The organism is Micromonospora maris AB-18-032, assembly GCF_000204155.1.
Taxonomy (GTDB): Bacteria; Actinomycetota; Actinomycetes; order Mycobacteriales; family Micromonosporaceae; genus Micromonospora; species Micromonospora gifhornensis.
Map to the genome: position 1 here is coordinate 5,673,825 of NC_015434.1, position 26,857 is coordinate 5,700,681.

26 protein-coding genes and 2 tRNA genes are annotated in these 26,857 nt (G+C 71.9%); 10 read left to right on the forward strand and 18 right to left on the reverse strand.

Annotation, left to right across the window (positions count from 1 at the left end; all coding sequences use genetic code 11):
- Positions 1 to 422: 422 nt before the first annotated feature.
- Positions 423 to 1,886, forward strand: coding sequence for a glycosyltransferase family 39 protein (locus tag VAB18032_RS25050; RefSeq protein ID WP_050814792.1), 1,464 nt, complete (start codon positions 423 to 425; stop codon positions 1,884 to 1,886).
- Here the strand turns inward: VAB18032_RS25050 and VAB18032_RS25055 are convergent.
- Both VAB18032_RS25055 and VAB18032_RS25060 read right to left on the reverse strand, forming a co-directional pair.
- Complete coding sequence (locus VAB18032_RS25055) at positions 1,876 to 3,414, reverse strand: sensor histidine kinase (RefSeq protein ID WP_013735730.1); 1,539 nt, start codon at positions 3,412 to 3,414, stop codon at positions 1,876 to 1,878. The genes VAB18032_RS25050 and VAB18032_RS25055 overlap by 11 nt on opposite strands.
- 25 nt (positions 3,415 to 3,439) lie before the next feature.
- Positions 3,440 to 4,471 carry an SIS domain-containing protein gene (locus tag VAB18032_RS25060; RefSeq protein ID WP_013735731.1) on the reverse strand — a complete coding sequence of 344 codons (1,032 nt, stop codon included), beginning with the start codon at positions 4,469 to 4,471 and terminating at the stop codon, positions 3,440 to 3,442.
- Between the two features lie 193 nt (positions 4,472 to 4,664).
- Between VAB18032_RS25060 and VAB18032_RS25065 the strand changes: the two genes are divergently transcribed.
- The gene (locus VAB18032_RS25065) at positions 4,665 to 6,332 is read left to right on the forward strand and encodes a tetratricopeptide repeat protein (RefSeq protein ID WP_043721830.1); all 1,668 of its coding nucleotides are present in this window, start codon (positions 4,665 to 4,667) and stop codon (positions 6,330 to 6,332) included.
- 164 nt (positions 6,333 to 6,496) lie between these two features.
- Here VAB18032_RS25065 and VAB18032_RS25070 read toward each other — a convergent pair whose 3' ends face one another.
- Positions 6,497 to 7,003: a GNAT family N-acetyltransferase gene (locus tag VAB18032_RS25070; protein WP_013735732.1), complete on the reverse strand. Its 507-nt coding sequence runs from the start codon at positions 7,001 to 7,003 to the stop codon at positions 6,497 to 6,499.
- Positions 7,000 to 7,215, reverse strand: a complete 216-nt coding sequence (locus VAB18032_RS25075; protein WP_013735733.1) for a biotin/lipoyl-binding carrier protein — start codon at positions 7,213 to 7,215, stop codon at positions 7,000 to 7,002. The genes VAB18032_RS25070 and VAB18032_RS25075 overlap by 4 nt, the downstream gene beginning before the upstream one ends.
- Positions 7,216 to 7,412: 197 nt before the next feature.
- Between VAB18032_RS25075 and VAB18032_RS33575 the strand changes: the two genes are divergently transcribed.
- Positions 7,413 to 7,487, forward strand: coding sequence for a 50S ribosomal protein bL37 (locus VAB18032_RS33575; protein WP_370461611.1), 75 nt, complete (start codon positions 7,413 to 7,415; stop codon positions 7,485 to 7,487).
- A gap of 110 nt (positions 7,488 to 7,597) precedes the next feature.
- Here VAB18032_RS33575 and rsrA read toward each other — a convergent pair whose 3' ends face one another.
- The 5 genes from rsrA to VAB18032_RS25100 form a co-directional block, all read right to left on the reverse strand.
- Positions 7,598 to 7,885 (reverse strand): mycothiol system anti-sigma-R factor, encoded by a 288-nt coding sequence (gene rsrA / locus VAB18032_RS25080; RefSeq protein WP_013735734.1) that lies wholly within the window; start codon positions 7,883 to 7,885, stop codon positions 7,598 to 7,600.
- A 1-nt stretch (position 7,886) separates the two neighbouring features.
- The gene (locus VAB18032_RS25085; RefSeq protein WP_043721833.1) at positions 7,887 to 8,702 is read right to left on the reverse strand and encodes a sigma-70 family RNA polymerase sigma factor; all 816 of its coding nucleotides are present in this window, start codon (positions 8,700 to 8,702) and stop codon (positions 7,887 to 7,889) included.
- Between the two features lie 268 nt (positions 8,703 to 8,970).
- Positions 8,971 to 9,585, reverse strand: coding sequence for an alpha/beta hydrolase family protein (locus VAB18032_RS25090; protein WP_013735736.1), 615 nt, complete (start codon positions 9,583 to 9,585; stop codon positions 8,971 to 8,973).
- A 91-nt stretch (positions 9,586 to 9,676) separates the two neighbouring features.
- Positions 9,677 to 10,069, reverse strand: a complete 393-nt coding sequence (locus VAB18032_RS25095; RefSeq protein WP_043721834.1) for a WhiB family transcriptional regulator — start codon at positions 10,067 to 10,069, stop codon at positions 9,677 to 9,679.
- A gap of 199 nt (positions 10,070 to 10,268) precedes the next feature.
- A complete protein-coding gene (locus VAB18032_RS25100; protein WP_013735738.1) occupies positions 10,269 to 10,979 on the reverse strand; it encodes an SOS response-associated peptidase in 711 nt (236 codons plus the stop codon).
- A 104-nt stretch (positions 10,980 to 11,083) separates the two neighbouring features.
- Between VAB18032_RS25100 and aroA the strand changes: the two genes are divergently transcribed.
- The 4 genes from aroA to VAB18032_RS25120 are packed head-to-tail and all read left to right on the forward strand — an operon-like array spanning position 11,084 to position 15,399.
- A complete protein-coding gene (aroA, locus tag VAB18032_RS25105) occupies positions 11,084 to 12,385 on the forward strand; it encodes a 3-phosphoshikimate 1-carboxyvinyltransferase (RefSeq protein WP_013735739.1) in 1,302 nt (433 codons plus the stop codon).
- Complete coding sequence (gene rsgA / locus VAB18032_RS25110) at positions 12,355 to 13,503, forward strand: ribosome small subunit-dependent GTPase A (RefSeq protein ID WP_081476312.1); 1,149 nt, start codon at positions 12,355 to 12,357, stop codon at positions 13,501 to 13,503. The genes aroA and rsgA overlap by 31 nt, the downstream gene beginning before the upstream one ends.
- A 49-nt stretch (positions 13,504 to 13,552) precedes the next feature.
- Positions 13,553 to 14,356: a histidinol-phosphatase gene (gene hisN / locus VAB18032_RS25115; RefSeq protein ID WP_013735741.1), complete on the forward strand. Its 804-nt coding sequence runs from the start codon at positions 13,553 to 13,555 to the stop codon at positions 14,354 to 14,356.
- Positions 14,357 to 14,415: 59 nt separating this feature from the next.
- Positions 14,416 to 15,399 (forward strand): hypothetical protein, encoded by a 984-nt coding sequence (locus tag VAB18032_RS25120; RefSeq protein ID WP_013735742.1) that lies wholly within the window; start codon positions 14,416 to 14,418, stop codon positions 15,397 to 15,399.
- On the opposite strand, the gene VAB18032_RS25125 is transcribed toward VAB18032_RS25120, so the two are convergent.
- The gene (locus tag VAB18032_RS25125; protein ID WP_013735743.1) at positions 15,354 to 16,556 is read right to left on the reverse strand and encodes a glycosyltransferase; all 1,203 of its coding nucleotides are present in this window, start codon (positions 16,554 to 16,556) and stop codon (positions 15,354 to 15,356) included. The two genes, VAB18032_RS25120 and VAB18032_RS25125, sit on opposite strands and share 46 nt — an antisense overlap.
- Positions 16,557 to 16,695: 139 nt before the next feature.
- Here VAB18032_RS25125 and VAB18032_RS25130 point away from each other — a divergent pair, with 139 nt between their 5' ends.
- The gene (locus VAB18032_RS25130) at positions 16,696 to 17,694 is read left to right on the forward strand and encodes an SDR family oxidoreductase (protein ID WP_043725707.1); all 999 of its coding nucleotides are present in this window, start codon (positions 16,696 to 16,698) and stop codon (positions 17,692 to 17,694) included.
- Positions 17,695 to 17,765: 71 nt separating this feature from the next.
- The gene (locus VAB18032_RS25135; RefSeq protein ID WP_013735745.1) at positions 17,766 to 18,335 is read left to right on the forward strand and encodes a DUF5709 domain-containing protein; all 570 of its coding nucleotides are present in this window, start codon (positions 17,766 to 17,768) and stop codon (positions 18,333 to 18,335) included.
- A 10-nt stretch (positions 18,336 to 18,345) separates the two neighbouring features.
- Here the strand turns inward: VAB18032_RS25135 and VAB18032_RS25140 are convergent, their stop codons facing one another.
- Both VAB18032_RS25140 and macS read right to left on the reverse strand, forming a co-directional pair.
- Entirely contained in the window at positions 18,346 to 18,984 is a 639-nt protein-coding gene (locus VAB18032_RS25140) for a response regulator (protein WP_043721841.1), read from the reverse strand.
- A 14-nt stretch (positions 18,985 to 18,998) separates the two neighbouring features.
- Complete coding sequence (gene macS, locus VAB18032_RS25145; protein ID WP_232510859.1) at positions 18,999 to 20,117, reverse strand: MacS family sensor histidine kinase; 1,119 nt, start codon at positions 20,115 to 20,117, stop codon at positions 18,999 to 19,001.
- A 117-nt stretch (positions 20,118 to 20,234) separates the two neighbouring features.
- Here macS and VAB18032_RS25150 point away from each other — a divergent pair, with 117 nt between their 5' ends.
- Entirely contained in the window at positions 20,235 to 20,705 is a 471-nt protein-coding gene (locus VAB18032_RS25150; RefSeq protein ID WP_043721844.1) for an ATP-binding protein, read from the forward strand.
- Here VAB18032_RS25150 and VAB18032_RS25155 read toward each other — a convergent pair whose 3' ends face one another.
- From VAB18032_RS25155 to VAB18032_RS25180, 6 genes are all read right to left on the reverse strand, one after another.
- Positions 20,706 to 21,539: a phosphoribosylaminoimidazolesuccinocarboxamide synthase gene (locus tag VAB18032_RS25155; RefSeq protein WP_013735749.1), complete on the reverse strand. Its 834-nt coding sequence runs from the start codon at positions 21,537 to 21,539 to the stop codon at positions 20,706 to 20,708.
- Positions 21,540 to 21,621: 82 nt separating this feature from the next.
- Entirely contained in the window at positions 21,622 to 21,858 is a 237-nt protein-coding gene (locus VAB18032_RS25160) for a hypothetical protein (protein WP_013735750.1), read from the reverse strand.
- A 116-nt stretch (positions 21,859 to 21,974) separates the two neighbouring features.
- A tRNA-Met gene (locus tag VAB18032_RS25165) sits at positions 21,975 to 22,048 on the reverse strand.
- Between the two features lie 263 nt (positions 22,049 to 22,311).
- Positions 22,312 to 22,385, reverse strand: a tRNA-Met gene (locus VAB18032_RS25170).
- 166 nt (positions 22,386 to 22,551) lie between these two features.
- Entirely contained in the window at positions 22,552 to 25,557 is a 3,006-nt protein-coding gene (locus tag VAB18032_RS25175) for a UPF0182 family membrane protein (protein WP_193386271.1), read from the reverse strand.
- A gap of 193 nt (positions 25,558 to 25,750) precedes the next feature.
- Complete coding sequence (locus VAB18032_RS25180) at positions 25,751 to 26,764, reverse strand: YlbL family protein (protein ID WP_043721852.1); 1,014 nt, start codon at positions 26,762 to 26,764, stop codon at positions 25,751 to 25,753.
- Between the last annotated feature and the right edge of the window lie 93 nt (positions 26,765 to 26,857).

Sequence of the window (26,857 nt, forward strand, 5' to 3'; positions counted from 1 at the left end):
CGGTGCCTCGCATGGGTACGCGGACATAGCGACCGGCTCCCGGTGGGGCCGTGGACAACGGTGTCTTGGGCGGCCGGCGCGCTGCGTACCCGAGGCAGAATGGTCGGGCGTCGTCAGTGGGCCGGACAGATGGCGCTGCGCACGCGGCCGTAATCAACGTGGCGGCGAGCCACGAGGCGGCGTACCACGGCGGCAGTCATGAGGCTCATGCTGCCACACCGCCGACAGGCCGGCCAATGAGTGCGTGCGAGATCCCACATCACGGGCGATCGCTGCCGCCATCGGCGGGCACGACCGTGTGGCAGGCTCACGTCATGGGTGATTTGTCCGGTAGGTCGATTCCGACCGCCGGGACGGGCGTACGGCTCACCGGGTGGCGGCTGCGCTCGCTGCCGGTGTGGCTGGTGCCGGCGGCCCTCACCATGTTCGTCACGTTGGTCGGGCTGGACGCCGCACAGCCGTGGCGCGACGAGCTGGCGACCTGGAGCGCCGCCAGCCGCGGAGTGGCCGGCCTGTTCCGGCTCGCCGGCACCATCGACGCCGCGACCGGGCCGTACTACCTGTTCATGCACTACTGGCTGCTGGTCGCGGGCGACACGGTGGCCGCACTGCGGCTGCCGTCCGCGTTGGCGATGACGGCGGCCGCCGGACTCACCGCCGTACTCGGTCAACGGCTGTGGAACACCCGCGTCGGCACGCTCTCCGGTCTGCTCTTCGCGGTGCTGCCCGCCACCGCCCGGTACGGACAGGAGGCCCGACCGTACGCCCTGGCCACCGCCCTCGCCCTGTTGAGCACGCTGCTGCTGGTCGACGCCCTGCGCCGGCCCGGCCGGGGTCGGTGGGTGGCGTACGCCGTCGCGACGGCCGCCCTCGGGCTGACCCACCTGATCGCGTTGACGCTTGTCGTCGCGCACGCCGTCGTGGTCTTCACGTACCGGCCGCGAACCGCCGCACCGACGGGTGCCGGCCACTCGCCGACCGACCACGCTCCGGCCGACCACCCGCCGGCCCATTACGCGCCAGCCGGTCGCGGGCGGGCGGGCCGGCTCGGGCCGCTCGGGCCCTTCCTCCTCGCGCTGGTGCCGACGGCGGTGCTGGTCACGCCGCTGGCCCTGCGCGCCCGTGAGCAGCGGGAGCGGCAACTCGACTGGGTCGACACCGCCCGGCTCGGCGACCTGGCCGCGCTTCCCGGCGGGCTGGCGCAGACCGCGGCGGTGGGCGGCCTGTTGGTGGCGCTCGCGGTACTCGGCGCCGGACGACTCGGTCGACGCGCGTCGCTGCCGGTGGCCTGCCTGCTGCTGCCGGTGCTGCTGCTGTTCGCCGCCGGACTTGTCGTCCCGCTGTGGGTGCCCCGCTACCTGATCTTCGTGGTGCCGTTCGGGTGTCTGCTGGCCGGTGCCGCGTTGGCCTCGGCGCGTTTCCGGGTCGCGCTCGTCGTGGTGAGCCTGGCCGGCCTGCTCGGCCTGCCGGACCACGTGGCGCTCCGTCGTACGCACGAGTGGCCGCGTACCGCCACCGTCGACTACCGGGGCGCGGCACAGATCATCGCCGCCGGCCAGCGTGCCGGCGACGCGGTGGTCTACCACCCCCGCGACAGTTGGCTCTTCCTCGACCTCGGCGTGCGCTACCACCTGCACGAACAGACACCTCGCGACGCGCTGCTGGCCGAGGGGCAGCAGCATCGGGGCGACCTGTGGGCCGCCGAGTGCGACCGCCCGGCCGACTGCCTGACCGACGTGCACCGGGTCTGGCTGGTCGTCGCCGGCCGGGGCGACGGACCGCTGGACACCGTCCCCGGTGCCAAGGGCGACGCGCTGCGCGCCGCCTACAGCGTCGAGCGGATCTGGCCCCGCCCCGGTCTCACCGTCGCCCTGCTCACCCGCTAGCCCGGGCCAGGGGGACGGTGAGGACGGCCTCGGTGCCGCCCTCGGCACCGGGACGCAACTCGATGCTGCCGCGGAGTTCGCCGGTGACCAGCGCCCGGACGATCTGCAGCCCGAGCTTGGCACCCCCCTCGGAGTCGAACCCGGCCGGCAGTCCCCGACCGTTGTCCGCGACCGTGACGTGCAGTGTCTTGCGCAGCCGGTGCGCGGTGACCACGACCTGCGGCGGTGCCAGTGGTTCCTGCGGCACCGGCTCCGGCCCGCCCTCGTCGGCCGGCGGAAAACCATGCTCGACGGCGTTGAGCAGCAGTTCGTTGAGGACCATCACCAGTGACGTGGCGATCTCGGCGGGGAGTACGCCGAAGCTGCCCTCGCGCCGCATGCCGACCGACACCTCGGTCGCCGCCACCTCGGTCGCCGCGCTGGCCACCCGGTCCACGATCCCGTCGAACTCGACCGCCTCGTCGCTGGACATGGAGAGGGTCTCGTGCACCAGGGCGATCGACGCGACCCGGCGTACCGACTCCTCCAGCGCGACCCTGGCCTCGGGCATGCCGACCCGACGGGCCTGCAGGCGCAGCAGGGCCGCGACGGTCTGGAGGTTGTTCTTCACCCGGTGATGGATCTCCCGGATGGTCGCGTCCTTGGTGATCAGCGCCCGGTCGCGGCGGCGTACCTCGGTGATGTCGCGGACCAGGACCAGCGCGCCGATCGGCACTCCGGCGGGCATCAGCGGCAGGGCCCGGGTCAGCATGGTCGCGCCGCGGGCGTCGATCTCCCGCCGGGGTGGCGCCTCGCCGCGCAGCGCGGCGAGGATGCCGTTGGCCGCCTCCGTGCCCTCCAGCGGATCGCTTGCCAGTCGGCGGTTCAGCGCCGCGAGATCCTCGCCCACCAGGTGGGAGGCGTAGCCCAACCGCCGGTACGCCGACTGCGCGTTCGGGCTGGCGTAGGTGACCTTGCCACCGGCGTCCAGCCGGACCAGACCGTCGCCGACCCGTGGCGCCGAGGTGGTCTCGCCGGGATGCCGGGGCGGCGGGAAGGTGCCGTCGGCGATCATCTGGGCCAGGTCGTCGGCGGTGGTCAGGTAGTTCAGTTCCAGCTGGCTTGGGGTACGCGCGGTGGAGAGGTTGGTGTCGCGACCCACCACTGCGATCACCTCGCCGGACTCACCGTCAGCGGCCCGCAGCCGGACCGGGATCGCCTCGTGCCGGGCGGGCACGTCGCCGTACCAGACCGGGTCGCCCTCCCGCCAGATCCGTCCCTGCCCGTAGGCGACCTCCAGGTGCGCCACTTCCGGCCCGCCGACGATCCGCCCCACCTGGTCGTCCTGGTAGGCGGTGGGCGCGGTCGTCGGACGGACCTGGGCGACGCAGAGGAAGGTGCCCTCCCCGTCCACCGGCACCCAGAGCAGCAGGTCGGCGAAGGAGAGGTCGGACAGCAGTTGCCAGTCACCCGCTATCCGGTGCAGGTGGTCGATGTCGGCCGGGCGCAGACGGGTGTGCTCTTCGGCGAGGTCGCGCAGCGTGGACACGCCGCCCAGCGTGCCATGCGAGCGGTCACATCGTCGCGGTGACCTTCTTCAACCCTCGTGGCGCGTCCGGATCCTCACCCCGGGCCAGCGCCAGGGCCAGGGCCAACCGTTGCAGCGGCAGGATGTCCAGCAGCGGGGCGTACCGCTCGTCGACCTCGGGCACCGCGATCCGGGTGGCGCCGGCGACCTCGGCGGAGCCGACCACGAGCACGTCGGCCCGCCGCTCGCCCAACCGGGGCAGCACCTCGCCCATCGACTGACCGCCGGGGCCCGAACCGACCACGGCCAGCACCGGCACGTCCGGGTCGGTCATGGCCAGCGGGCCGTGCAGCAGGTCGGCGCCGGAGAAGGCCAGGGCCGGCAGGTAGGAGGTCTCCATCAGCTTCAGCGCGGCTTCCCGTGCGGTGGGGTACGCGTACCCCCGGCCGGTGGTGACCAGTTGCCCGGCGAACCGGTAGCGCGGTGCGAGTTCGCTCGCGGTGGGGTCGGCCAGCGTGCGGGCGGCCAACTCGGGCAGCTCGGCCACGGCCCGGCGTTCCTCCTCGGGCAGCACACCGTCGCCGGCCCGAATGCCCTCGACCAGCAGCAGCAGGGCGAGCAGTTCCGCGGTGTACGTCTTGGTGGCCGCCACCGCCCGCTCGTGCCCGGCTGCGATGTCCACGCCGAGTTCGGCGGTCGCCGCCAGCGGGGAGTCCGGCGCGTTGGTCACCGCGAGGGTGAGCGCGCCCGCCTCGCGGGCGACCCGCAGCACCTCGGTCAGGTCGGGTGAGCCGCCGCTCTGGCTGACTCCGACGACCAGCGCGTCGGAGAGGTCCGGTCGGGCGCCGAAGAGGGTGATCGCGCTCGGGGAGGCGAGACCGGCCGGCAGGCCGAGCCGGATCTCGGCCAGGTAGGCGCCGTACAGCGCGGCGTGGTCCGAGGTGCCCCGCGCGGTGAAGACCACGTGCCGGGGTCGGCGCTCGGCGATGGCTGCCGCCACGCGGGCGATGGGTGCGGCGTACTCGGCGGAGAGCAGTCGCTCGTAACCCGCCGGCTGCTCGTCGATGTCGGCGGCCATGCCGATTCCTGGGCGCGTCACGAAAACTCCTCCCCTGCGCGATACTCGCGCGCTTTCTGCTCAGTCTTGCACCTTTAGGCGTCCAGATGCAATTTTATGAGCAGGATCGCGCAGCCAATCACCAAAAGTCGATGCCGTCACCTACGCTGACCCGGCCGCACCGCCAACCGGTACCGACAAGTGAGAGGACGACGTGGCCGAGGGAACGGACGATCGGGCGTTGCCGGCGACGGAGGAACTGGCACTGGCCCGAGAGGCCCTGCAAGCCGGTGACCTGACGCGTGCCGCTGACCATGTCGCGAACGCGCTCGCCCGGGCGCCGACCCTGCCCGAGGTGCACGAGACACTCGCCCGGTTGGCCACGGCCGGCGGTTCCGGCGGTCTGGACCTCTTCCCGCTGCACCATCACACCTTCGTCGGGGCGGTGGTCGCCCGGGCACACCTGCTGGCCGCGGCCGGTCACCCGGCCGAAGGGCTCGACCTGCTGGTCGCCGCCGCCGCGCACGCACCCGGAACGGACTGGGCGGGCGTGCCCTGGGTCACCTCCCCCGAGTTGGCCGAGCGGATCGGCCCGGACCAGGTGGCTCGGGTGCTGATGCAGGTCTGCGCCGCCGCCCCGGACCCGGTGCCCCGGTCCGACCGGGCCGCCCTGACGCCGTACCTGACGCTCGCCCGCAACGCGATCACCATTCACCCCGAGCACGCCCTGCTGCTGGGCACGGCGTCCGCGCTGGCCCGGCGCGCGGGCGAGGTGCCGCTCGCGGTGCGCTGGGCCGGCCGGGGAGTACGCGCGGCACCGTCCAAGATGGGCGAGGTCTGGCTCGGGTACGCGCTGCGCAGCGCCGGCCGCACCCGTGAGGGCCTCGCCGCGCTCCGCCGCGCCGTCGACCACGACCCGGACGACCTGGCGGTGTACGCCGACATCGCCGGCACGTTGGCCGATCACGGCCGGCTGGACGAGGCGCTGAGCTGGATCGAGCGGGCCCTGGCACGCAACCCGTCCTTCGACTGCGCGGTGCACACCGCCCACCGGCTGCGGTTCCAGCGCGACGGCGACGTCCGTCACCTGGTCGCGCTGGCCGACTACATCCGCGACAACCCGGACGACTCGCACGAGCACGCCGATCTGGCCGAATGCTGCCGTGGTCGCCCGTGGCTGGGGCAGCTGACTCCACCGACGGTCCGCCCCCAACCCCTGCCCCTCACCAGCGCCGAACCGTCGACAGGACGTCCGGGCACCCCGCCCCCGTCGGCGGAAGCCACCCGCCGGCTGCGCCAACTGGCGCACCTGGCCTGGCCACACCCACCGGCCGCGTACGACACGGCGGTGGCACTGGCCACCCTCGACCTGACCGACCTGCTCGGCCTGCTGGCGCATCCGCCCGAGACCCCGGAGAACGCGCTGGGACGGGTGCTTTCCGGCCAGGACCCCGCCCTGTGGGTACGGTGCGTGCAGGTGTGGACCTGCCTCGGCCTGCTGCACCACCGCACCGACGAACCCTGGCCCTCCTCGACCCGCCGGCAGGTGCTGGTGGAGTTGGCCCAGGCCGCGGAGATCGCCGAAGCGGCCCTGTTCGCCCTGGTGACGGCAGCCTGGGTCGACCCGTCGATCCGACCCGACGTGGCCCAGGTGGTCACCGAACGGCTCGCGGCTGCGGCCAGCGACCGGGCAGGACCGTTACCGGTCACCGTCTCCCTCGCCCACCTGGCGCTGGCCACCCCCGGCCTCGACCCGGAATGCGCCACCCTGGCCCGCATGCTGGCCGGCGCACCCGCCCGCCCCGGCCGCGGCACCCTCCGCGGCCTCCTCGGCCGCCTCCTCCGCCCCTTCCGCCCCCGCCTCCCCAGCCCACCCCCCTAACCCCTACCCTCCCCCTCCCCGCGCCCTCCCCCTCCCCCGCGCCCGCGCCCGCCCCCGCGATCTTGCACTTATGGTCGGGATAAAGCTGACAGGCACGACATATCGGCGACCAAAAGTGCAAGATCGGCGAGGAGGCCTCGGGGAGGCCTTGGGGAGTCAGGGGGTCAAGGGGTGAGGGGGCGGCGGAGGGCCAGGAGGTGGACGTCGGGTAGGGGGGTCCAGTCCAGGCGGGGGGTACGGGTGAAGCCGTGGCGGCGGTAGAGGTGGTGGGCGGATTCGGCCAGGCCGTCGCGTACGCAGATGACCAGGGCGGTGCAGCCCAGCTCGGTGGCACGGGCGACGCACGCCTCGACAAGTGCTGCGCCCGTACCTCGGCCCTGTGCCGCCGGATCCACCGCCAGCATCCGGAACTCGGCCTCCCCGGGACCGCACAGTTCGGCGTACGGGCTGCCGGGCAGGACGAAGGTGACCGAGCCGAGCAGTTGCCCGGTGGCCGGGTCGGCGGCGACCAGCACCTCACCGTGCGCCGCCCGACCGGCCACGTCGGCCAGCACGTCGGCGTACCCGTTCTCGCCTTTGAGTTGCCCGTCCGCCTCGTACGCGGCGACGGTGAGCCGGGCCACGGCCGGATAGTCCGCCGGCACGGCCGGACGGACCAGCGGGCCGGTCAACCAATCACCGCGATCAGGTCGCCGTCCTGCACCACGTCGCCCTCGTTCACCGCGAGCTGCTGCACCACACCGTCGGACTCGGCGACCACCGGAATCTCCATCTTCATCGACTCCAGGATCACCAGGGTGTCGCCTTCGGACACGGTGTCCCCGGCCGCCGCGACGACCTTCCACACGTTGGCCACCATCTCGGCGCGGATCTCCTCGGCCATCTTCGGCCCCTTCCCTCGCGACTGCCTGCGACGTATCAAATCATGCGACGGCCGCCCATGGGCCGGAGCAGCCCCGCCCGCGTTCGCCGGGAGCTGGCTCTAACATCAACAGGTCGGACCCTGGCGCCGGGAGGACCGGTGCGTGCACCGGCGCCGAGGTCGTGCGCAGGCGATCCGACCATCACGAGGAGGTCAGCATGGCGAAGAAGGCTCGCAAGAAGAAGGCCCGTAAGAAGAGCGCCGCCAACCACGGCAAGCGCCCCAACTCCTGAGCTGGTCCGCATCGCGGACCGGACAGGAAACGTCGATGACCCGGCTCGGGTCATAGCCAAAACGCCGGTGGCCCAGTTCGGGCCACCGGCGTCGGCGTACGAAAAGTGATTCAGTCGGCCAGTTCGCGCGATTCGGTGCTCTCGAAGATGACGAGTTCGCTGATCCGTACCCGCAGCCGTTCGCGCAGTTCGTCGGGCGCGGACTCGTTGCCGCAGCAGCGGGCCACCAGCGCCTTGACCTCCTGCTCGATGCCGTACTCCCGCAGGCAGGGGCCGCACTCGTCGAGATGGTGCCGGATCAGCGTCCGGCGCTCCTGCGCGCACTCCAGGTCGAGGTAGAGGTAGACCTCGGCGAGAACCTCACGGCAATCCGTCTCATGCGGATCTCCACAGCTCACGTCACACCTCCCGGCCACTGGCAGCGGCCGAACTCCGGGCCGACGGCGCGGCGGAGAAGCCGCGCTCCGCGGCATAGCCCTCAAGCAGCTTGCGCAGATTACGACGACCGCGGTGCAACCGTGACATCACGGTACCGATCGGCGTACCCATGATGTCGGCGACCTCCTTGTAGGAGAACCCCTCGACATCGGTGAGGTAGACCGCGAGCCGGAACTCCTCCGGCAACTGCTGGAGGGCCTCCTTGACGTCGCTGTCGGGCAGCCGGTCCAGCGCCTCGGTCTCCGCCGAACGCAGACCGCTGGAGGTGTGCGACTCCGCCTCGGCGAGCTGCCAGTCGGTGATCTCGTCGGTCGGCGCCTGCACCGGCTGTCGCTGCCGCTTGCGGTAGGTGTTGATGTAGGTGTTGGTCAGGATCCGGTAGAGCCAGGCCTTCAGGTTCGTACCCTGCTCGAACTGGTGAAAGGCCGCGTAAGCCTTCAGGTAGGTCTCCTGGACCAGGTCCTCGGCATCCGCCGGGTTACGGGTCATCCGCAGCCCCGCCGCGTACAACTGGTCGACGAATGGCATCGCGTCCCGTTCGAACCGGGCCCTGCGCTCGTCCGTCTTCTCGGTGGTCAACCGCACATCCCCTCGGGTCGGATGCTTCCTCGCCGAGGATACGCGTCCAGACCTGCCGGGAGATCGGGTTCCGACGGGTGTGCCCGTCACCACCCTGGCCGGCGGCTGCGCCGCGGGCCATTCCGGTCCGGCCAACAGCTGCCTGAGCTGCGTGGCCTCCCGTTCGTCGCGCTCCCGGATCCGGAACTGGATCGGCACCGGTCACCCCCCTCGCACAGTGTTCGTCCGTGGGGTGCAACATCCGTCGCAGGTCCGGGCATTCCATCTCGGTCCTCCCATTCCTGGTCCCGGCCGGGGGTGGGTGCACCACGGCCGGGACCGGGAAAGGGCCTGGGAGCCCGGTGCCACCCGAACCCCGGGTGACACCATCGGGTGCAACGACCCGGAGGGCAGCCGGAAACGGCGACCCACCCCGGCAGAGCGGCCTCAGCCCGACGCGAGCACGGTGCCGACGGCCTTGCAGCAGTCAGTCCTGCGCCCAGCCGTGTCGGCGCAACCAGTCGAGCACCACAGCGGCCGTGCCGGTCGGGTCGAGCCGCAGATCGTGCCGCTCCCCCGGCCGGATCACCACGTGCACCCCCGGAGCGGGTTCCGGCACGCCGAAGGGATCCCGGTCGCCGTTGACGACCAGGGTCGGCACTCCGCTCGCCAGCTCACCGGCCCGGCTGCGCTCCGGCCGCGCGGGCGGATGCAGCGGAAAGGCGAGCGCGACCACCCCGACGGCCCCGACCGTGATCGCGGTGCGGCAGGCCACCCGGGCCCCGCTGGACCGGCCACCCACCAGCACCGGTACGCCCGGCCAGCGGTCCCGCAGCACGGCGAGCACCACGCCCCACGCCTCGTCGAGGTGCCCGGCCGGTGCCGGCGCACGCCGACCGGCGACCCGGTACGGCTGGGTCACCCGAGCGACGATCACCCCGGCGGACACTGCGGCATCGCGCAGCGCGCACAGGTCGGGGGCATCCACACCCCCACCCGCGCCGTGGCCCAGCACGAGCAGCGACGAGCCCGGTCCGGTTGGCGTGTCGATGTCCACCCGGGCCGGGCCACGCGGGGTCTGGATGATCTCGTCCTGCGGCACCGCCTCATTCTGCGGCCCCGCCTCCCCGACGCGAGGCAGACCTCGGCAGGAAAGGTGCGCCGCGGTCACGGTCGACGCGGCAGCCCGGTCCTCAGCGGGACGTCACCAGCGCGAGCAGTTGGTCGCGGACGGGAGGGCCCGCCTCGCTCGCCACATCGGGATCCGGTTGCACCTCGTCACGCCAGGCCACCAGCATCGCCCGCCGCTCGCGGGGGGTGGTGCCGCCCCACACGCCGTGGCAGTCGCCGACCTCCAATGCCCAGGCCAGGCACGAGCCCTGCACGTCGCAGCTGCGGCACAACGCCACGGCGGCGTCGGCCGGCTCGTTCGGCGCCGGAAAGAATGTCTCCGGATCGACGCTCTGGCAGGTACCTCTGGTACGCCAGGCTTCATCCTGTCGACGCTCGCGCAGGGCCCGCAACAGTCGCGGATCACGCCGCGCAGCGGCGACCTCATGTGGACGGGGCATACGTGCCCGAGTCATCCACCCACCTCCCCCGTGGGACCAGCAAGATCGATGAATATCACTCGACTAGAAGAGAGCGACACCCACCACCGGCGCTGTGTTCTATCGCACTTGTGCACATCGAGACAAGACTTCGCCGCGAAGTTGGCAGAACGATTAGCTGACCTTTCATCCGCAACCGCGGCAAATCACTCCCGACAATGCGCGGGCGTACCGGTCAGAACAGCGTGACGTCCGCCGGCTCCGCCGCAGGCATCGACGGCACCCGGGCGATCAACTCAGGGCCGTCGTTGCGGACGTTGCCCACGCCCGGCCCCACCGGCCGGATCTCGACGCCGGCGAGCCACTCAAGCGGCGGCGGCGCGAGCAGGCTCGCCGGGTCGTCCGAGGGGCCCAGCCAGGTCGCCCACCGCTGACGCGGCAGCAACAGCGGCATCCGGTCGTGCACCTCGGCCAACTCGCCGAGCGCGGCCGTGGTCACCACGCTGAGGGTCAGCAGCGGACCGCTCGGCCCCTCCCACACCGACCAGATGCCGGCGAAGGCGAGCACCGGATCGTCCGTCGAGGTCATGTAGTACGGCTGTTTCGAGCCGTCCGGCCGCCGGACCCACTCGTACCAGCCGTCGGCCGGGACCAGGCAGCGGCGGCGGGCGAAGGCGGGGGCGTACGCCCGACTGGTGGCCACCGTCTCGGCCCGGGCGTTGATCATGCGGGCGGCGTTGGCGGGCGACCGGGACCAGGCCGGCAGCAGGCCCCAGCGACCGAGCGACAGCGCCCGGTGCCCCTGCGCGTCGAGCCGGACCAGGGGCACCGGATCGGTCGGCGCGACGTTGTAGTCGACGACCAGCGCACCCTCGGTCTCGTCGGTGGCCTCGAACAGTCCGCTCAGCTCACCGGAGCTCCGGGTCGTGGCGTACCTCCCGCACATGCCGCACACGCTAGCGCGCCGACGGCCGATTGCGATGTCCCGTCCACCGGGAGTGGTACCGGCGGCGGGCGGACCACCAGACCGCGACGCGGCAGAATGTAGTCGTGGGGAACCTGACCGCGACCCGGCCGCTGCAGCCGTGGACCGCCCCGACCGCCAGCAATCCGGTCACGGCCTCGCTGCGGCTGCCCGGATCCAAATCGATGACCAACCGGGCCCTGGTGCTCAGCGCGCTGGCCGCCGGCCCTTCGACCCTGGCCAAGCCGCTGCGCGCCCGGGACACCGAGCTGATGGCCGGCGGGCTGCGGGCGCTCGGCGCCCACGTGTCGATCGCCGACGACGAGCGCTGGCTGGTCCGGCCGCACCGGCTGGTCGGCCCGGCGCACGTCGACGTCGGGCTGGCCGGCACGATCATGCGCTTCGTGCCACCGGTGGCCGGGCTGGCCGAGGGCCGGGTCACCTTCGACGGCGACCCGGCCGCCCGGACCCGCCCGCTCGGTCCGTTGATCGAGGCGCTGCGCTCGCTGGGCGTACGCGTCGACACCCCCGACACCGGCAGTCTGCCGTTGGCGGTGCAGGGCACCGGTCGGGTCACCGGCGGTGAGGTCGTGATCGACGCCTCCGCCTCCAGCCAACTGGTCTCCGGGCTGCTGCTGGCCGCGCCGCGGTTCGACCGCGGGCTGGTGATCCGGCACGTCGGCCCGCCCGTGCCCTCCGCGCCCCACCTGCGGATGACCGTGCAGATGCTGCGGGCCGCCGGTGCGGCGGTCGACGACAGCACGACCGACGTCTGGGTGGTCGAGCCGGGTCCGCTGAGCGGCCGCGGCTGGGAGATCGAGCCGGATCTGTCCGGCGCGGTGCCGTTCTTCGCCGCGGCCCTGGTCACCGGCGGTGAGGTGACCCTTCAGGGCTGGCCACGCAGCAGCGCCCAGCCGGTGGAGCGGTTGCGTTCGCTGTTGCAGCAGATGGGTGCGGAGGTCGCGCTGACCACCGAGGGGCTCACCGTGCGGGGCACCGGCAGGGTGCGCGGCGTACACGCCGACCTGTCGGACGTCAGCGAGCTGACCCCCGCGTTGACCGGGCTGGCCATGCTCGCCGACTCTCCCTCGGTGTTCACCGGGGTCAGCCACATCCGGGGCCACGAGACCGACCGGCTGGCCGCGCTGTCCCGTGAGTTCACCGCGCTGGGCGGGGACGTCACCGAGTCGGCCGACGGGCTGCAGATCCACCCCCGGCCGCTGCGCGGTGGGGTCTTCCACACCTACGATGACCATCGGATGGCGCACGCCGCCGCCGTGGCCGGCCTGGCCGTGCCCGGGATCGAGCTGGACGACGTGGCGTGCACCTCCAAGACCATGCCCGATTTTCCGGCGCTGTGGTCGGCGATGGTGACCGGCAAGAGCTGAACGCAGAGACGGGAGCGGTCCTGGCGACCAAGCGGCGCGAGTACGACGAGGACGACGTACGGGTCCGGCCCGGTAAATCGTCCCGTCCGCGTACCCGCACCCGGCCCCGGCACACCGACGCGCAGAACGGCTTCGTGATCGCGGTGGACCGGGGGCGGTACACCTGCGTGCTGGCCGCAGCCGCGCCGGACGCCCCCACCGTCACCGCGATGCGCGCCCGCGAACTGGGCCGCAAGTCGGTGGTGGTGGGCGATCGGGTCGGACTGGTCGGCGACACCTCCGGGGCCCCCGGTGCGCTGGCCCGCATCGTCCGGATCGAGCCGCGCCGGTCGGTGCTGCGCCGTACCGCCGAGGACGACGCCAGCACCGCCGAAGGGCGGCTGGAACGGGTGGTGGTGGCAAACGCCGACCAGCTCGTGATCGTCAGCGCGCTGGCCGACCCGCCACCGCGTACCGGCTTCATCGACCGGTGCCTGGTGGCCGCGTACGACGCGGACATCGAGCCGCTGCTCTGCCTGACCAAGGCCGATCTGGCCGGCCCGGAAACGGTGCTCGACTACTACACCGAGCTGGAACTGCCGTACGTGCTGATCCGGCCGGACTCGTCGTTGGACGCGCTGCGCAGCCTGCTCGCCGGTCGGGTGTCGGTGCTCGTCGGGCACTCCGGGGTCGGCAAGTCGACGCTTGTGAACCGCCTGGTGCCGGAGGCCGAGCGGGCGGTCGGCACGGTCAGCGCGATCGGCCGGGGACGGCACACGTCGACAAGTGCGGTGGCGTTGCGGCTGCCCACGGTGGCCGGCCTGCCGGACGACCCGGGCTGGATCGTGGACACCCCCGGGGTGCGCAGCTTCGGGTTGGCGCACGTGTCGGCCGAGAGCCTGTTGCACGGCTTCTCGGATCTGGTCGAGGCCACCGTCGACTGTCCGGCGAACTGCACACACACCGCCGACGAGACCGAGTGCGCGCTGGCCGCCTGGGTCGCCGACGGTCGGGCCGATCCGCGCCGGCTGGCCTCGTACCACCGGTTGCTGGCCTCCCGGGCCGGTGAGACCGACCCGCGCGGTGCGACGAACCCCCGGGACGAGCCCGAGCACGATCCGCGCGGGCGGGCGGAGTGAGCGCGACCCACTCCGCCGGCACCCCAGCGGCGTCGCTACGGTGCAACCCATGACCGGGTACGCCGACGACCTCGCCCTCGCCCACCGCCTCGCCGACGCCGCCGACGCCATCTCCACGGCCCGGTTCCGCGCCCTCGACCTGCGGGTGGAGTCCAAGCCGGACCTGACCCCGGTCTCCGACGCGGACACCGCGGTGGAACGCGAGATCCGCGCGCTGCTGGCGCAGCAGCGACCCGACGACGGCCTGCTCGGCGAGGAGTACGGCGCGACACCCACCGCCGGCACCCGCCAGTGGGTGGTGGACCCAATCGACGGCACCAAGAACTTCGTCCGGGGCGTACCGATCTGGGCCACCCTGATCGCGTTGCTGCAGGACGGTCGTCCGGTCGTCGGCGTGGTGTCCGCGCCGGCGCTCGGCCGCCGCTGGTGGGCGGCGCAGGGCAGCGGGGCGTACGCGGGCCCGACCCCCGACCGGGGCGAGGCGATCCGGGTCTCCGGGGTACGCCAACTCTCCGACGCGAGCCTGTGCTACTCGTCGCTGAGCGGCTGGGAGGAGAACGGCCGGCTGGAGCCGGTGCTCCAGTTGATGCGGGACACCTGGCGCAGCCGCGCCTACGGCGACTTCTACGGCTACATGCTGCTGGCCGAGGGTGCCCTCGACATCATGATCGAGCCCGAGTTGTCGCTGTGGGACGTGGCCGCCCTGGTACCCATCGTGACCGAAGCCGGGGGCATATTCACCGATCTGGACGGTCGTCCAACCCCCGCCGGAGCCGAGACCAGCGCCGTGGCCAGCAACGCGATGCTGCACCCGGACATCCTCGAAAGGCTCGGTCGGCCGGCCGCGCGCTGACGCCCGGTAGCCTCTATCCTCGCCAGGTGGCTACCGCGAGTTGGTGTTTTCTGGCGGCGATGATCGTCGCGTACGGCATCGCCAACCTGTTGCAGTCGGTCGCCGCCGCTCGCACCACGATGCAGCACACCTTCGATCCCGGGCTGCTGCTGCGGCTGGCCGGGCATCGCGCCTACCTGGTCGGTCTGGTCTGCCAGGTGGGCGGATTCGTGCTGGCCTTCCTGGCCCGCCGGGACCTGCCGCTGTTCCTGGTGCAGGCGAGCGTGGCCGCCGGGCTGGGTGTCACCGCCCTGCTGGGCGTGATCGTGTTGAAGTGGCGACTGCCGATGGCCGAGGTCGTCCTGTTGCTGCTGCTCTTCGCCGGGATCACCGCGCTGGTGCTCTCCGCGCAGCCGGCACCGTCGAAGCCACTCGGCACGGCCGGGGTGATCGCCCTGTTGGTGGCCCTGGGGGCGATCGCGGTGCTGGGCATCTTCGCGGTCCGGTTGCAGGGCGCGCCGGGCTCGGTGGCGCTCGGTTCCCTCGCCGGGTTGGGGTTCTCCGCCGCCGCGGTGGCCGCCCGGCCGCTGGCCTCCGCGTCGACCTGGGACGCGTTCCTCACCGATCCGCTGCTGTACCTGCTCATCGGCCACTCGATCGTCGGCCAACTGCTGCTGGGGCTGGCGATGCAGCGGGGTTCCACCACGGCGGCGGTGGCCGCGATGGACGCGGCCGGGGCGGTACCCGCGGCGATCGTCGGCCTGCTGCTGCTCAACGACAAGATCTGGCCCGGCCGGGAATGGCTCGCCGGCACCGGCTTCCTGATCACCCTTGCGGCGGTCATCGGGCTCACCCGGTACGCCGAGCCGCAACACCATCACGCGGTCGCGCAGGAGACCACCCGGGCCGTGCTGGACGGCGGTGTGGGCGGCCGGCAGCTGCCTCTGGTGGCCCCTCGACCGGCCGAGGGTCGGCTGTGCGACTCGGAGTCGACCGGCCCGACTCGGGCCGCCTCGACTCAGGCCGCCTCGACCGGTTTACGCCGTCCGATCACCCGCTCGTAGAGCCGTTCCAGGGCACTCGCGGTCCGTTCCCACGTGTAGCTGCACCGGACCCGGTCGACGGCCGCGTGCCCGTACGCGAACCGGCCCGCGTTGTCGGTGATCAGCCGGCGCAGGGTCATCCCGAGTGTGCGTACGTCGCCCGGCGGCACCAGCTTGCCGGTGACCTCGTCGACCACGGTGTCGGCGATGCCGCCCATGGCGTATCCGACCACGGGAACGCCGCAGGCCATCGCCTCCAGGGACACTCGGCCGGCCGAGGAGTAGTGCGGGGTGCAGGCCACCACGTCGGCCGAGCGGTACCAGGTGGCCATCTGGTCGTGCGGCACCGCACCCACCAGGTGCACCTGGTCGGCCACGCCCACCCGTTCGGCCAGCTCGCGCAGTCGGCGGGCCTCGGCGTGACCGGCCAGCTGACCGGCCGGCGGGCCACCTGCGATCACCAGCTCCGCCTCGCCGACCAGGCGCATCGCGCGAATCAGGTCGTCCTGACCGTGGCCGGGCGACAGCCCACCCACGGAGAGGATCCGGGGGCGCTGGTCACGCGGCGCGGCCTCGCCGTCGGGATGGAACTGCCCGGTGTCCACACCGGTCGGCACCATCGCCACCGACATGCGTTGCAGACCCATCCGGGTCAGTTCCTCCACCTCGTCGTTGCACTGGGCCACCGCGATGTCCACCGCCCGGGTCAGCGCCCGCTCCAGCGGAATGCGGGTACCGGGTCCGTCGTAGCGCGGGCCGAGGTGCCGCAGTTGCTCCATGCCGATCGAGTGGAACGTCTGCACGACGGGAATGTCGGTCTCCCGTACGGCGTGCGCGGCGGCCAGCCCGCCGATCCAGTAGTGACCGTGCACCACCTCAGGCGTCCAGTCGGTCGCCCACCGGTCGGCGAGCCACTGGCCGAACTCCGACACGTAGGGCACCAGGTCGGCGGTGGGGGTCGGGGCCACCGGTCCGATCGGTGCCCGCTCGATCCGGTAGCCGTCGACGAGGTCGGTGTCGGCCACGTCCGGATCGTCCCGTCGGGTGTATACCCGCACGTCGTGCCCGCGTCCGGCCAGTTCGGCAGCGACCCGTGCGATGTGCTGGTAGGTGCCGACGACGGTCCCGTCGCCGGAGGTCGGCGCAGCGGCGTGGGCGCAGACAAGGCCGACGCGCATGGGTCACCTCCATGCGTAATTGTGCGGTGGTCCTCCGGTCAGAGCGTCCCATTAACCGGGGCCCGACGAGCCGAAACCTGGCAGATCGCCGCTGCTCGGCGGCGGCATGACCGGCGACACGGTGGGGTATCGGTACTTGATGCCTCTCGTTCGACCGATCAGCGACAGCACCGTGGTGATCACCGGCGCCTCCAGCGGTATCGGCACGGCGACCGCGTACGCCCTGGCCCGACGGGGATGTGCTCTGGTGCTGGCCGCCCGGACCGAGCCGGCGCTGCTGGCGGTGGCCCGGCGCTGCGACGAGTTGGGCGGTCGGAGCCTTGTCGTACCCACCGACGTCACCGACCCGGCGGCGGTCGAGCGGCTCGCCGCGAGCGCGGTCGCCCAGTTCGGCCGCATCGACGCCTGGATCAACAATGCCGCGGTCGGCGTGGTCGGGCTCTTCGACGAGATCCCGGTGGCGGAGTTCCGCCGGGTGCTGGAGGTGGATCTGCTCGGCACCGCGTACGGCATGCGGGCCGCGCTGCCGCATCTCGGCGCCACCGGTGGCGGTGTGGTGGTCAACAACGCCTCGGTGCTGGCCGAGGTGGCGATGCCGTACCAGTCCGCCTACAACGCCGCCAAGCACGGCATCCGAGGGCTGTCCGACACGGTACGCCAGGAGTTGCGGCTCACCGGCCGGGGCGACATCTCGATCTGCACGGTGCTGCCGGCCGCCATCGACACGCCCTTCTTCCGGCACGCCGCCAACCACAGTGGTCAGGTGTTCGCGCCGCCACCGCCGGTCTACCCGCCGACGATGGTGGCGGAGACGATCGTCCGGCTGTTGCAGCGTCCCCGCCGTGAGGCGTACGCCGGGGGTGCCGCCCGGTTGCTCGGCCTGCAGTGGCGACTGGCCCCGGCGCTGACCGAGCGGGTCCTCGCCTGGTACGCCCAGCGCACCCAGTTCGGCCCCGGCGCGCCCGCCGACAGCAGCGGTAACGTCTTCCGGCCGGATGCCGACGGCGTCCCGGAGGGCGGCTGGCACGGTCGCCGCCGTCAGGTGGTCCGGGTGACCGCCGCCCTCGGTCTGGCCGCCGCCGGCACCGCGGTCGGCACCGTCGCGGCGATGGCCCGCCAGCGTCGTCAGGTCCGGTAACGGCCTCGGCGTCCCCGATCGGCACCGACGATGCCGGTTACGGCACCGGGGCAGCGGGTAGTGGTGCAGGTATGCGCGAAGACGAGTACCCGACCCCGCTGTCCGACCCCGAGGCCGACGGTCTGCCCGACACCGCCGACGACGACTCGACGGCTGGGGACGACGTACTGACCGGACGGGAGGCGGACGGCCCGGCCCCCGCCCAGTTGCCCGGCGACCGCGTGCCGGTGGCGGTGGACGAGTTCGGCACCACCGCCGACGAGCAGCTCGACGGTGAGTCGCTGGACTACAAGCTGAGCCGGGAGCAGTTCGAGTTGCCGGTCGACGACCCGCTGGCCGCGCCGGTGGACCCGGACATCGCGGCCGAGGCGGACAGTCGGGAACAGGCGGCGCAGGCGCAACTCGACGCCGACGTGATGGACCCCGGCCCGACCTCCGACCCGAAGTCCCCGGTCTCTCTCTACGACCACGGACAGTTGGGCGCGGGCAACGCCACCGTGGGTCGGCTGGTCCAACCGGACGAGGGCACGCACACCGACCAGGAGGCCGAGGCCATCGCGTACGACGCGGGCAGCGCCGGTGGTGGGGCCAGCGCCGAGGAGTTGGCCGTGCACGAGACCCGTCCGCCGCATTCGGTGTGACGGCGACGCGCTACTCGTCCAGGCCGCGTTCGATCGCGTAGCGGGTCAGTTCGACCCGGTTGTGCAGTTGCAGCTTGCCGAGCGTGTTCTGCACGTGGTTCTGCACCGTACGGTGGGACAGGCCGAGCCGCTCGGCGATCTGCTTGTAGGACATCCCCTTCGCCACCAGCCGCAGCACCTCGGTCTCCCGTTCGGTGAGTCGGGGTGCGGTGTCCTGACCCGGCTCCGGCCCACCGGCGGCGGCCAGCCGGCGGTACTCGCCGAGCACCAGCCCGGCCAGGCCGGGCGTGAACACCGGTTCGCCCGCCGCCGTACGCCGTACCGCGTCGAGGAACTCCGCGAGCGCGGCGGACTTGAGCAGGTAGCCGGTCGCCCCGGCCTTGACCGCGTCCAGCACGCCCTGCTGTTCACCGCTGGCGGAGAGCATCAGCACGCGGACCTGCGGCCAGGCGGCGCGCAGCCCACGGATCACCTCCACGCCTGAGACGTCGGGCAGTTGCAGGTCGAGCACCACCACGTCGGGGCGGGCGGCAGCCACCACCCGGACCGCCTGGCGGCCCTCACCGCAGCTGGCCACCACCTGATGACCGGCCTCGGCCAGGTCGCGGGCCACCCCTTCGCGCCACATCGGGTGGTCGTCCACCACCATGACTCGTACGCCGCTCACGGGTTCCTCCTCCTCGACACGGTGAGTTCGACCTCGGTGCCACTGCCCGGGACGGAGCTGATCGTGGCCGTACCACCGAGGTCGGTCAGCCGGCCCCGGATGGCCTGGGCCACGCCGAGCCGCCCCTGGGCGACGGCCTCGGTGAGCCGGTCCGGGGCGAAACCCGGTCCCTCGTCCCGGATCGACACGGTCACCGTCGAGTCCTCGTCCTCGACCAGCACCCAGGCCCGCCCGCCGCCGTGCCGGGCCACGTTGTCCAGTGCCGCCCCGGTGGCGGCGGCCAGTTCGTGGGCCACCCGCGGGGGCAGCGGCACCGCGGTGGCGGGGGTGGACAGCGAGACGGTGGCCGAGGCGTACCGACCGAGCAGTTCACGCAGGTCCACCGGCCCGTCGGTGGCACGCGGACCGGCGTCGGAGATCAGTGCGCGCAGGGCCGCCTCCTGCTCGCCGGCCAACCGGGCCAGCTCACCGGCCTCCCCGTCGAGGTGCTCGCCCCGGCGGGACACCAGGGCCAGCACCTGCAACACCGAGTCGTGGATGTCGCGGGCCAGCCGTTCCCGTTCCCGGGTGGCCGCCTCCAGTTCGACGGCCTGCTGCAACCGCTGCTCCGCGCGGACCGCCAACCGGGCCACGTGCCCGACCACCACACCGGCCAGCAACATCAGGATCGTGCCGTTGATCGCGGTCGGGGTGACCATGCCCCGGGTCACCAGGTCGGTTCCGCCGATCACCAGCGCGGCTGTCACGCCACGGCGTCGGCCACCGGAGACGGCCCAGGCCAGCACCGGCCCGCTGAGCCAGGCGATCGCCAGCGTCGGCAGACCGGCGGCGAGGGCTTCCCGGCCCATCACCCACGGAGTGACCAGCAGGATCGCCACCACGACACCCAGGTCGGCCAGGAGCAGCGGCCAGCCGCGCCGGGCCGGCGCCGCGTAGCCGAACGCGGTGACGACGGTCCAGGCCGCCATCACCAGGACCAGCGCACCGGCGGCGAGCGGGTGGGCGTACCGGTCCGCGTCGCGGGCCACGACCACGCAGACGTACGCCAGGGAAGCCACCCGGAAAACCGCGACGGCACGCCAGAGCGGGACCTCGAAACCACCGGGCGCGGGCACGTGCGTCACCATGCCACAAGCGATCAGCCGGCACCTCGGCCCATGCGGCCCAACGAACCCTGACGTACGGTGGTAAATGCCGCGTAAAGCTCCGCGATCTTCTGTCGGGACAGGGCCATGACAAACGCAGAACCGCCTACACCGCGTACGGTGGTGCCCATCGAACACGCCCTCCTGATCGCCGATGCCTTCGACCAGGCTCAGGTGACCGAGCTTCGACACTCGGTCGCCTCCTGCGCGCACGCCGCCGGGCTGCGCGACGAGCGTCTGGACGACTTCGTGCTCGCCGTCAACGAGCTGATCACCAACGCCGTGCGGCACGGCGGGGGCCAGGGCTGGCTGCGCCTCTGGGCGGAGCCCGGTCAGCTGCTCTGCGAGGTTTCCGACCACGGCCGGGGCATCAGCGCCCAGCGACTCGACAACCGCAACCGGCCGGCGCCCGACACGGCCGGCGGCTGGGGCCTCTGGCTGGCCCGCGAGCTGACCGACGCGATGGATGTCGCGACCGGCCCGGCCGGCACCACGGTACGCATCCTCACCGCGACCGTGGTGACCGAGCAGCACATCGGCCGACACCGGCTGGAGTGATCACTCCCAGCGGTTGCCGGTCAGCTTCTCGTAGACGTCCACGTAGCGGGCGCGGGTGGCCTCGACCACCTCGGCCGGGACCTCGGGCGCCGGCTCCTGCTTGTTCCAGCCGCTGCTGGCCGCCCAGTCCCGCACGTACTGCTTGTCGTAGGAGAACTGCGCCCGACCGGGCTGGTACGACTCGGCCGGCCAGAACCGCGACGAATCCGGGGTGAGCACCTCGTCGGCGAGGACCAGCGTGCCGTCCGCCGCCCAACCAAGCTCGATCTTGGTGTCGGCGACCAGGATGCCCCGCTGCGCGGCCAACTCGGTGCCGCGGCAGTAGACGTCGATCGTCACCTGACGCAGCCGTTCGGCGGTCTGGGCACCGACCTTGTCGACCACCTCGGCGAAGGTCATCGGCTGGTCGTGCTCACCCATCGGCGCCTTGGTCGACGGGGTGAAGATCGGCTCCGGCAGGATCGACGCCTCGACCAGCCCACGCGGCAACTCGACTCCGGAAACCGCGCCGGTGCGCTCGTACTCCTTCAGGCCGCCACCGGTCAGGAAGCCTCGGGCGACGCACTCGACGGGCACCATCTCCAGCCGACGGCAGCGGATCGCCCGACCGGCGAACTCCGCCGGCACGTCGGTCGCCGAGATGACGTGGTGCGGCACCAGGTCGGCCAGTTGCTCGAACCACCACAGCGACAGCGCGGTGAGCAGCTTGCCCTTGTCCGGGATCGGGGTCGGCAGCACCACGTCGTAGACGGAGATGCGGTCCGAGGCGACCAGAATCAGATCGTCGCCGTCGGCGTATACGTCCCTCACCTTGCCCGAATGCAGAAGTTCCACGGCGACAAGTAGACCACGTGCCGCGCAGGGTGCCGAAAAGCAAGGTGCCCTCGGCGAGGGCGGTGCGGGAGCCGAGCCCAGGTCAACGCCGGCGGCGCGTCATCCGGACCACCAGCAGCACGACCACCGCCACCACCGCCAGGCAGCAGAGCAGGCTCAGGAAGCCGAAGAAGCCGCCACCACGCCGCCGTCGGGCGGCCTCGACGACCAGCTCCCCGGTCCCGGTCGAGGCCCAGGCGGCGACCGGAACGAACACCGAGAGCACGACCACACCCAGGAGCGTGCTGAGCCGCCCCCACCACTTGCTGAACGAAGACATGGGCTCATCCTCGCCGACGAGCGCAACCGTGGTCGACGAACGGCAGCTGTGTCGACGACGCGAGTTGGCGAAACGACGATGGCCCCGGACCTGAGTCCGGGGCCATCGTCTGGCAGTAGCGGGGACAGGATTTGAACCTGCGACCTCTGGGTTATGAGCCCAGCGAGCTACCGAGCTGCTCCACCCCGCGTCGGTAGATTCAGCCTACCGCACCCACCGCTGCACCGATCACCCACCCCCACCATCGGCACGCAGTCGGTGCGAACACCGCCCACCGGGGCCATTCGCGCACCACCGCCGCGAGTCATGACCCACATACGCATGCCGCTGGAGCACCAGCGGTGGCACCGACCCGACGACGGACGCGGTACCGGACCCGGCGAGGAGCCCGACACGACAGCGCGCCGAGACCACGATGGCCCCGGACCTGAGTCCGGGGCCATCGTCTGGCAGTAGCGGGGACAGGATTTGAACCTGCGACCTCTGGGTTATGAGCCCAGCGAGCTACCGAGCTGCTCCACCCCGCGTCGGTAGATCCACCGTAGCGCACCACCCCTGGCCACCGCAAAACGACGCCGGAACGGCCGCTCGGCCCGGGCCGCTCCCACGGTCACCAGCCTCACCATGAAAGCCGAAAGGGCCTGCGATGGTGATCGGAGAATCACCATCGCAGGCCCTCGCGGTCGACGAACGTCAGCCGCTCGGTGTCGGAGCACCCGTGGGCGTCGCACCGCCCTGGGCGCCGCCTCCGCTGGCCGCCTGCTGCGCCTGCTGGAACGCGGTAAGCGCCTCGTCCAGCTCCTTCAGCGCCCGGCCGTACCGCTCGAAGTCGCCGGACGTCTGCGCGGCCCGCACCTCCGTGATCGCGGCCTGCACGCGGTTGGCGGCCGCGGCCAGGTCGCCGGTGAGCGGCGGTGCGTCAGTAGCCGGCGGGGTCGGCGACGGAGTGGCCGACGGCTCGTCATCGCCGGCCGGCGGCTCCTCGGTGGCCGGCGGCGGATTGCCCGCATTGGCCCGCTTACCCTGCTCGACCAGCTGCTTGATGCCGTCGGTCGGGTTGTCGGCCAGCACCACGAAGGAACCGCCGTCGCCGTAGGACACCAGCACCTTCTGGAGCAGCGGGTACGCGTCGGTCTGGTTGCTCTTGACGTAGACGGGCTCGACGTAGAGCATCCCGTTGCCGAACGGCAGGGAGAGCAGGTTGCCGTACTGCACCTGAGCCTGGTTGGAGGAGAGCAGGTTCAGCTGCTGCCGGATGTTGGCGTTGTTGGTCATCTGCTGGTGCACCTGCACCGGCCCGGAGACCCGGGTCTGGTCGGGCAACTCCAGCACCTGCAACCTGGGCTTGCCGTCCTGGTACGACCCGGAGATCAACGCCGCCAGGTTCTGTCGACCGTTCGGGGTGACCGCGCTGGTCAGCTGGAAGGTCGGCGCGTCCTGCTCGGGGAACTGGGTGTAGAGGTAGTACGGCGGCTGCTTGACCTCGCTGTCGGGCGCGTCCGGCACGTTCGGGACCTGCCAGAAGTCCTGCCCGGAGTAGAAGTCGCCGGGGCTGGTGACATGGAACCGGGTGAGCAGGTTGCGCTGCACCTTGAACAGGTCGGCCGGGTAGCGGAAGTGGGCGGCCAGCGCCTCCGGGATCTCGGCGCGCGGCTTGATCAGGTCACCACCGAAGGCCTTGTTCCACGCCTTGAGCACCGGGTCGTTCTCGTCGAACTCGTAGAGGGTGACCGTGCCGTCGTACGCGTCGACGGTCGCCTTCACCGAGTTGCGGATGTAGTTGACGTTCTCCCGGGCCAGCTGGATGGTGCCCCGGCCGGTCAGCTCGTCGGTGGTCTCCTGCTGGAGGTTGACCCGCTCGGCGTACGGGTAGGTCGCGGCGGTGGTGTAGCCGTCCACGATCCACTGCACCCGGCCGTCGACGACCGCCGGGTACGGGTCGCCGTCCAGGGTGAGGAACGGCGCGACCTTCTCCACCCGGTCCCGCGCGTTACGCACGTAGAGCAGCTTGGAGTTCTCGTTGACCGCCTCGGAGAGCAGGAAGTTCGCCTCCTGCTCCTTGATCGCGTAGAGCAGTCGCCGGGTGAACGACCCGATCTCGACGCCACCTTCACCGGTGTAGGTGTAGTACGACTCACGGCCCTCACCGCTCTCGCCGGCCGGCCGGTCGAACTCGGCGGGGTTGGCGTCCGGGCTGGGCTTGCCGACGATGGCGTAGTCGCCGTCCTGCATCCGCTCGCCGTAGTAGATCCGGGGCTGGTTGGCCGGGATCAGGTCGGTGGGCGAGGAGCAGGACTCCTGCGCCCGGTCGCCGAGGAAGCCGGAGACGAAGTACGGCTGACCACCGCAGACCACCCGGTTGGCGGGGGCGGCCACCACACCGTAGCCGTGGGTGTAGACGGTGTGCCGGTTGATCCAGTTGCTCTGCTGGGCGGTCAGCTCGCCGTAGTTGATCTCACGTACGCCGACCACGTAGTCCTGGGTCTTGTCGTCGACAGTGTACCGGTCGATGTCCAGCTTCGGGCCGAAGTCGTAGAAGCCACGGACCTGCTGCAACTGGGTGTAGGTCTCGCTGACCAGCTGCGGGTCGAGCAGCCGCACGTTGGACACCACAGTGGTGTCGGTGGCCAGGCTCTCCGGCGGCGTCAGGTTGCTGGCCGCGTACGGCGTGTGTTGCGCGATGTCCAGCCCGAACGAGGCCCGGGTGGCCTGGATGCTGCGCTCGATGTACGGCGCTTCCTTGTCCCGGGCGCTGGGCTTGACCTCGAAGGTCTGCACCGCCCAGGGGTAGATGCCGCCGATCGCCACGGCGGAGACGCCGAGCAGCGCCAGGGAGATGCCCGGCCAGACCAGGTTGCGCATCCAGGCGTTGGAGAACACGATGATCGCGATCGCCACCACCACGGAGATGTAGGCGAGGATCTCCTTGGCCGGCAGCAGGGCGTTGATGTCGGCGTACCCGGCGCCGTAGACGCCCACGCCGTCGTTGTACTCCAGCAGCATCGAGCGCCGGTCCAGCACGTACGCGACCGCCTTGAGCAGGACGAAGACCGCGACCAGCGAACTCAGGTGGGCCCGCGCGGCGTTGGTCATCCGGTCGCCCACGCCCTGCAGACGCACCCCGCCGAACAGGTAGTGCACGGCCAGCGAGCCGATCAGGGCCAGCACCACGGCGGTGAAGCCGAGGCCGAGCAGGAACCGCCAGAACGGCAACTGGAAGATGTAGAAGCCGATGTCGGTGCCGAATTCGGGATCCTTGACGCCGAAGTCGCCGCCGTTGCGGAAGAGCAGCCACTGGTTCCAGCGGCTCTGCGCGGACAGGCCGGCGAACAGACCCACGATCGCCGCGGCCAGCGCGATCCACAGCCCGAGACGGGGGCCGAGCAGCATCCGGTACCGCTCAAGCGTGGCCTGTTCCGGCGAGTGCGGCCGGTTGCGCGGCCGCAGTCGTTGGGCGAGCCAGAGGTTGCCCCCGACGATCGCCGCCATCGCGGCGGCGGCGGCCAGGAAGAGCACCAGCCGGGTGACGAGCACCCCGGTGAAGACACCTGTGTAGTCGACCTCGGAGAACCAGAGCCAGTCCGTCCAGGCCTGCACCCCCCAACCCAGCAGGGTGAACAGGACGAACACCCCGATCAGAACGCCGACCGTGACGCGTCCACGTCGGCTCATCCTCGGCAGGGGGCTGCTGCTACGCATGACCACTGTTGGCTCCGCACGCTCGATATGATCGGCACCGACCAGGCACCCAGAGTACGGGGTGTTCCTGCAAGCGTTCGCGCAAGGTCGCGTGGCGACTGCGTCGAGCGGTCGATCCGTAGCCGGGCGGTCCCCGAGTTTGGCCTGGTCAGAGGCTTGAGCGTCAACGGTTGCGGGTGGTCACCGGACGATCTCAGCAGTGCGTCGGTTCGCCGCCGGAGCGCATCGTCTCCAGCGCCGCCAATGCCTCGTCGAGCGAGCCCACCTTCACCAACGGCAGATCCGGCTGCCGGTTGCGCACCGCCTCGGCACAGTTGGCCTCCGGCACCAGGAAGGCCGTCGCGCCGGCCTCCTTCGCCCCGACCAGCTTCTGCGGGATGCCGCCGATCGGCCCGACCTGACCGGAGTCGTCGATGGTGCCGGTGCCGGCGATGATCCGGCCACCGGTGAGGTCCTCCGGGGTCAGCTTGTCGATGATGCCCAGGGCGAACATCAGACCCGCGCTGGGACCACCGATGTCCTTCAGGTCGAAGGAGAGGGTGAACGGGTGCGGCTGCTGCTGCCCGATGTCGACGCCGATGCGGGGCCGACCGTCGATCTCCCGGCTGGTGATCGTGGCGGTGTCGGCCACCCCGTCGCGGGTGAAGCCGACCCGCAGCGGCGTGCCGGCCGGCTTCGCCCTGATCAGTTCGGTAAGCCGGGAGGCCAGCGGCACCGCCTCGCCGTCCACGGAGGTGATCACGTCACCCTCCTGGAGCAACCCGGCCGCCGGGCCGTCGGCGGACACTCCCTTGACCACGACCTGGACCTCGTACCCGAGCTTGCGCAGCGCGGCGGTCTCCGCGCTGGTCTGCGAGACCTGGAAGTCCTCGGCGTTGCGCTGCTCGACCTGCTCCCGGGTCTCCCCAGGCGGGTAGACCAGCTCGCGCGGCACCACCGCCTGATCGTCGTCGAGCCAACCCTGGATGGCCGAGCGCAGCTTCACGTTGGGCTGCACGCCGACGGTGGTCAACCGGAGCTGACCGGTGGAGGTGGAGGTCTCCCGGCCGGAAACCTGGATCACCTCCTTGCCGTCCTCCTGCCCGAGCGTGTCGACGGTCGGACCGGGACCGAGCACCACGTACGGGACGGGCGCAGCGAGCACCCCGATGCTGAGCAGGGCGGTGAGCAGAGCACCGAGCAGGACGGTCACGCCTCGACGTCTCATGCGGCAGAGCGTACCGAGGCGGGACACGGCGTCCGGGCGGCACGACGGCGACTTCGCCCTCAGCGCAACAGCGGCGCGGGCCACCTGGGCTGC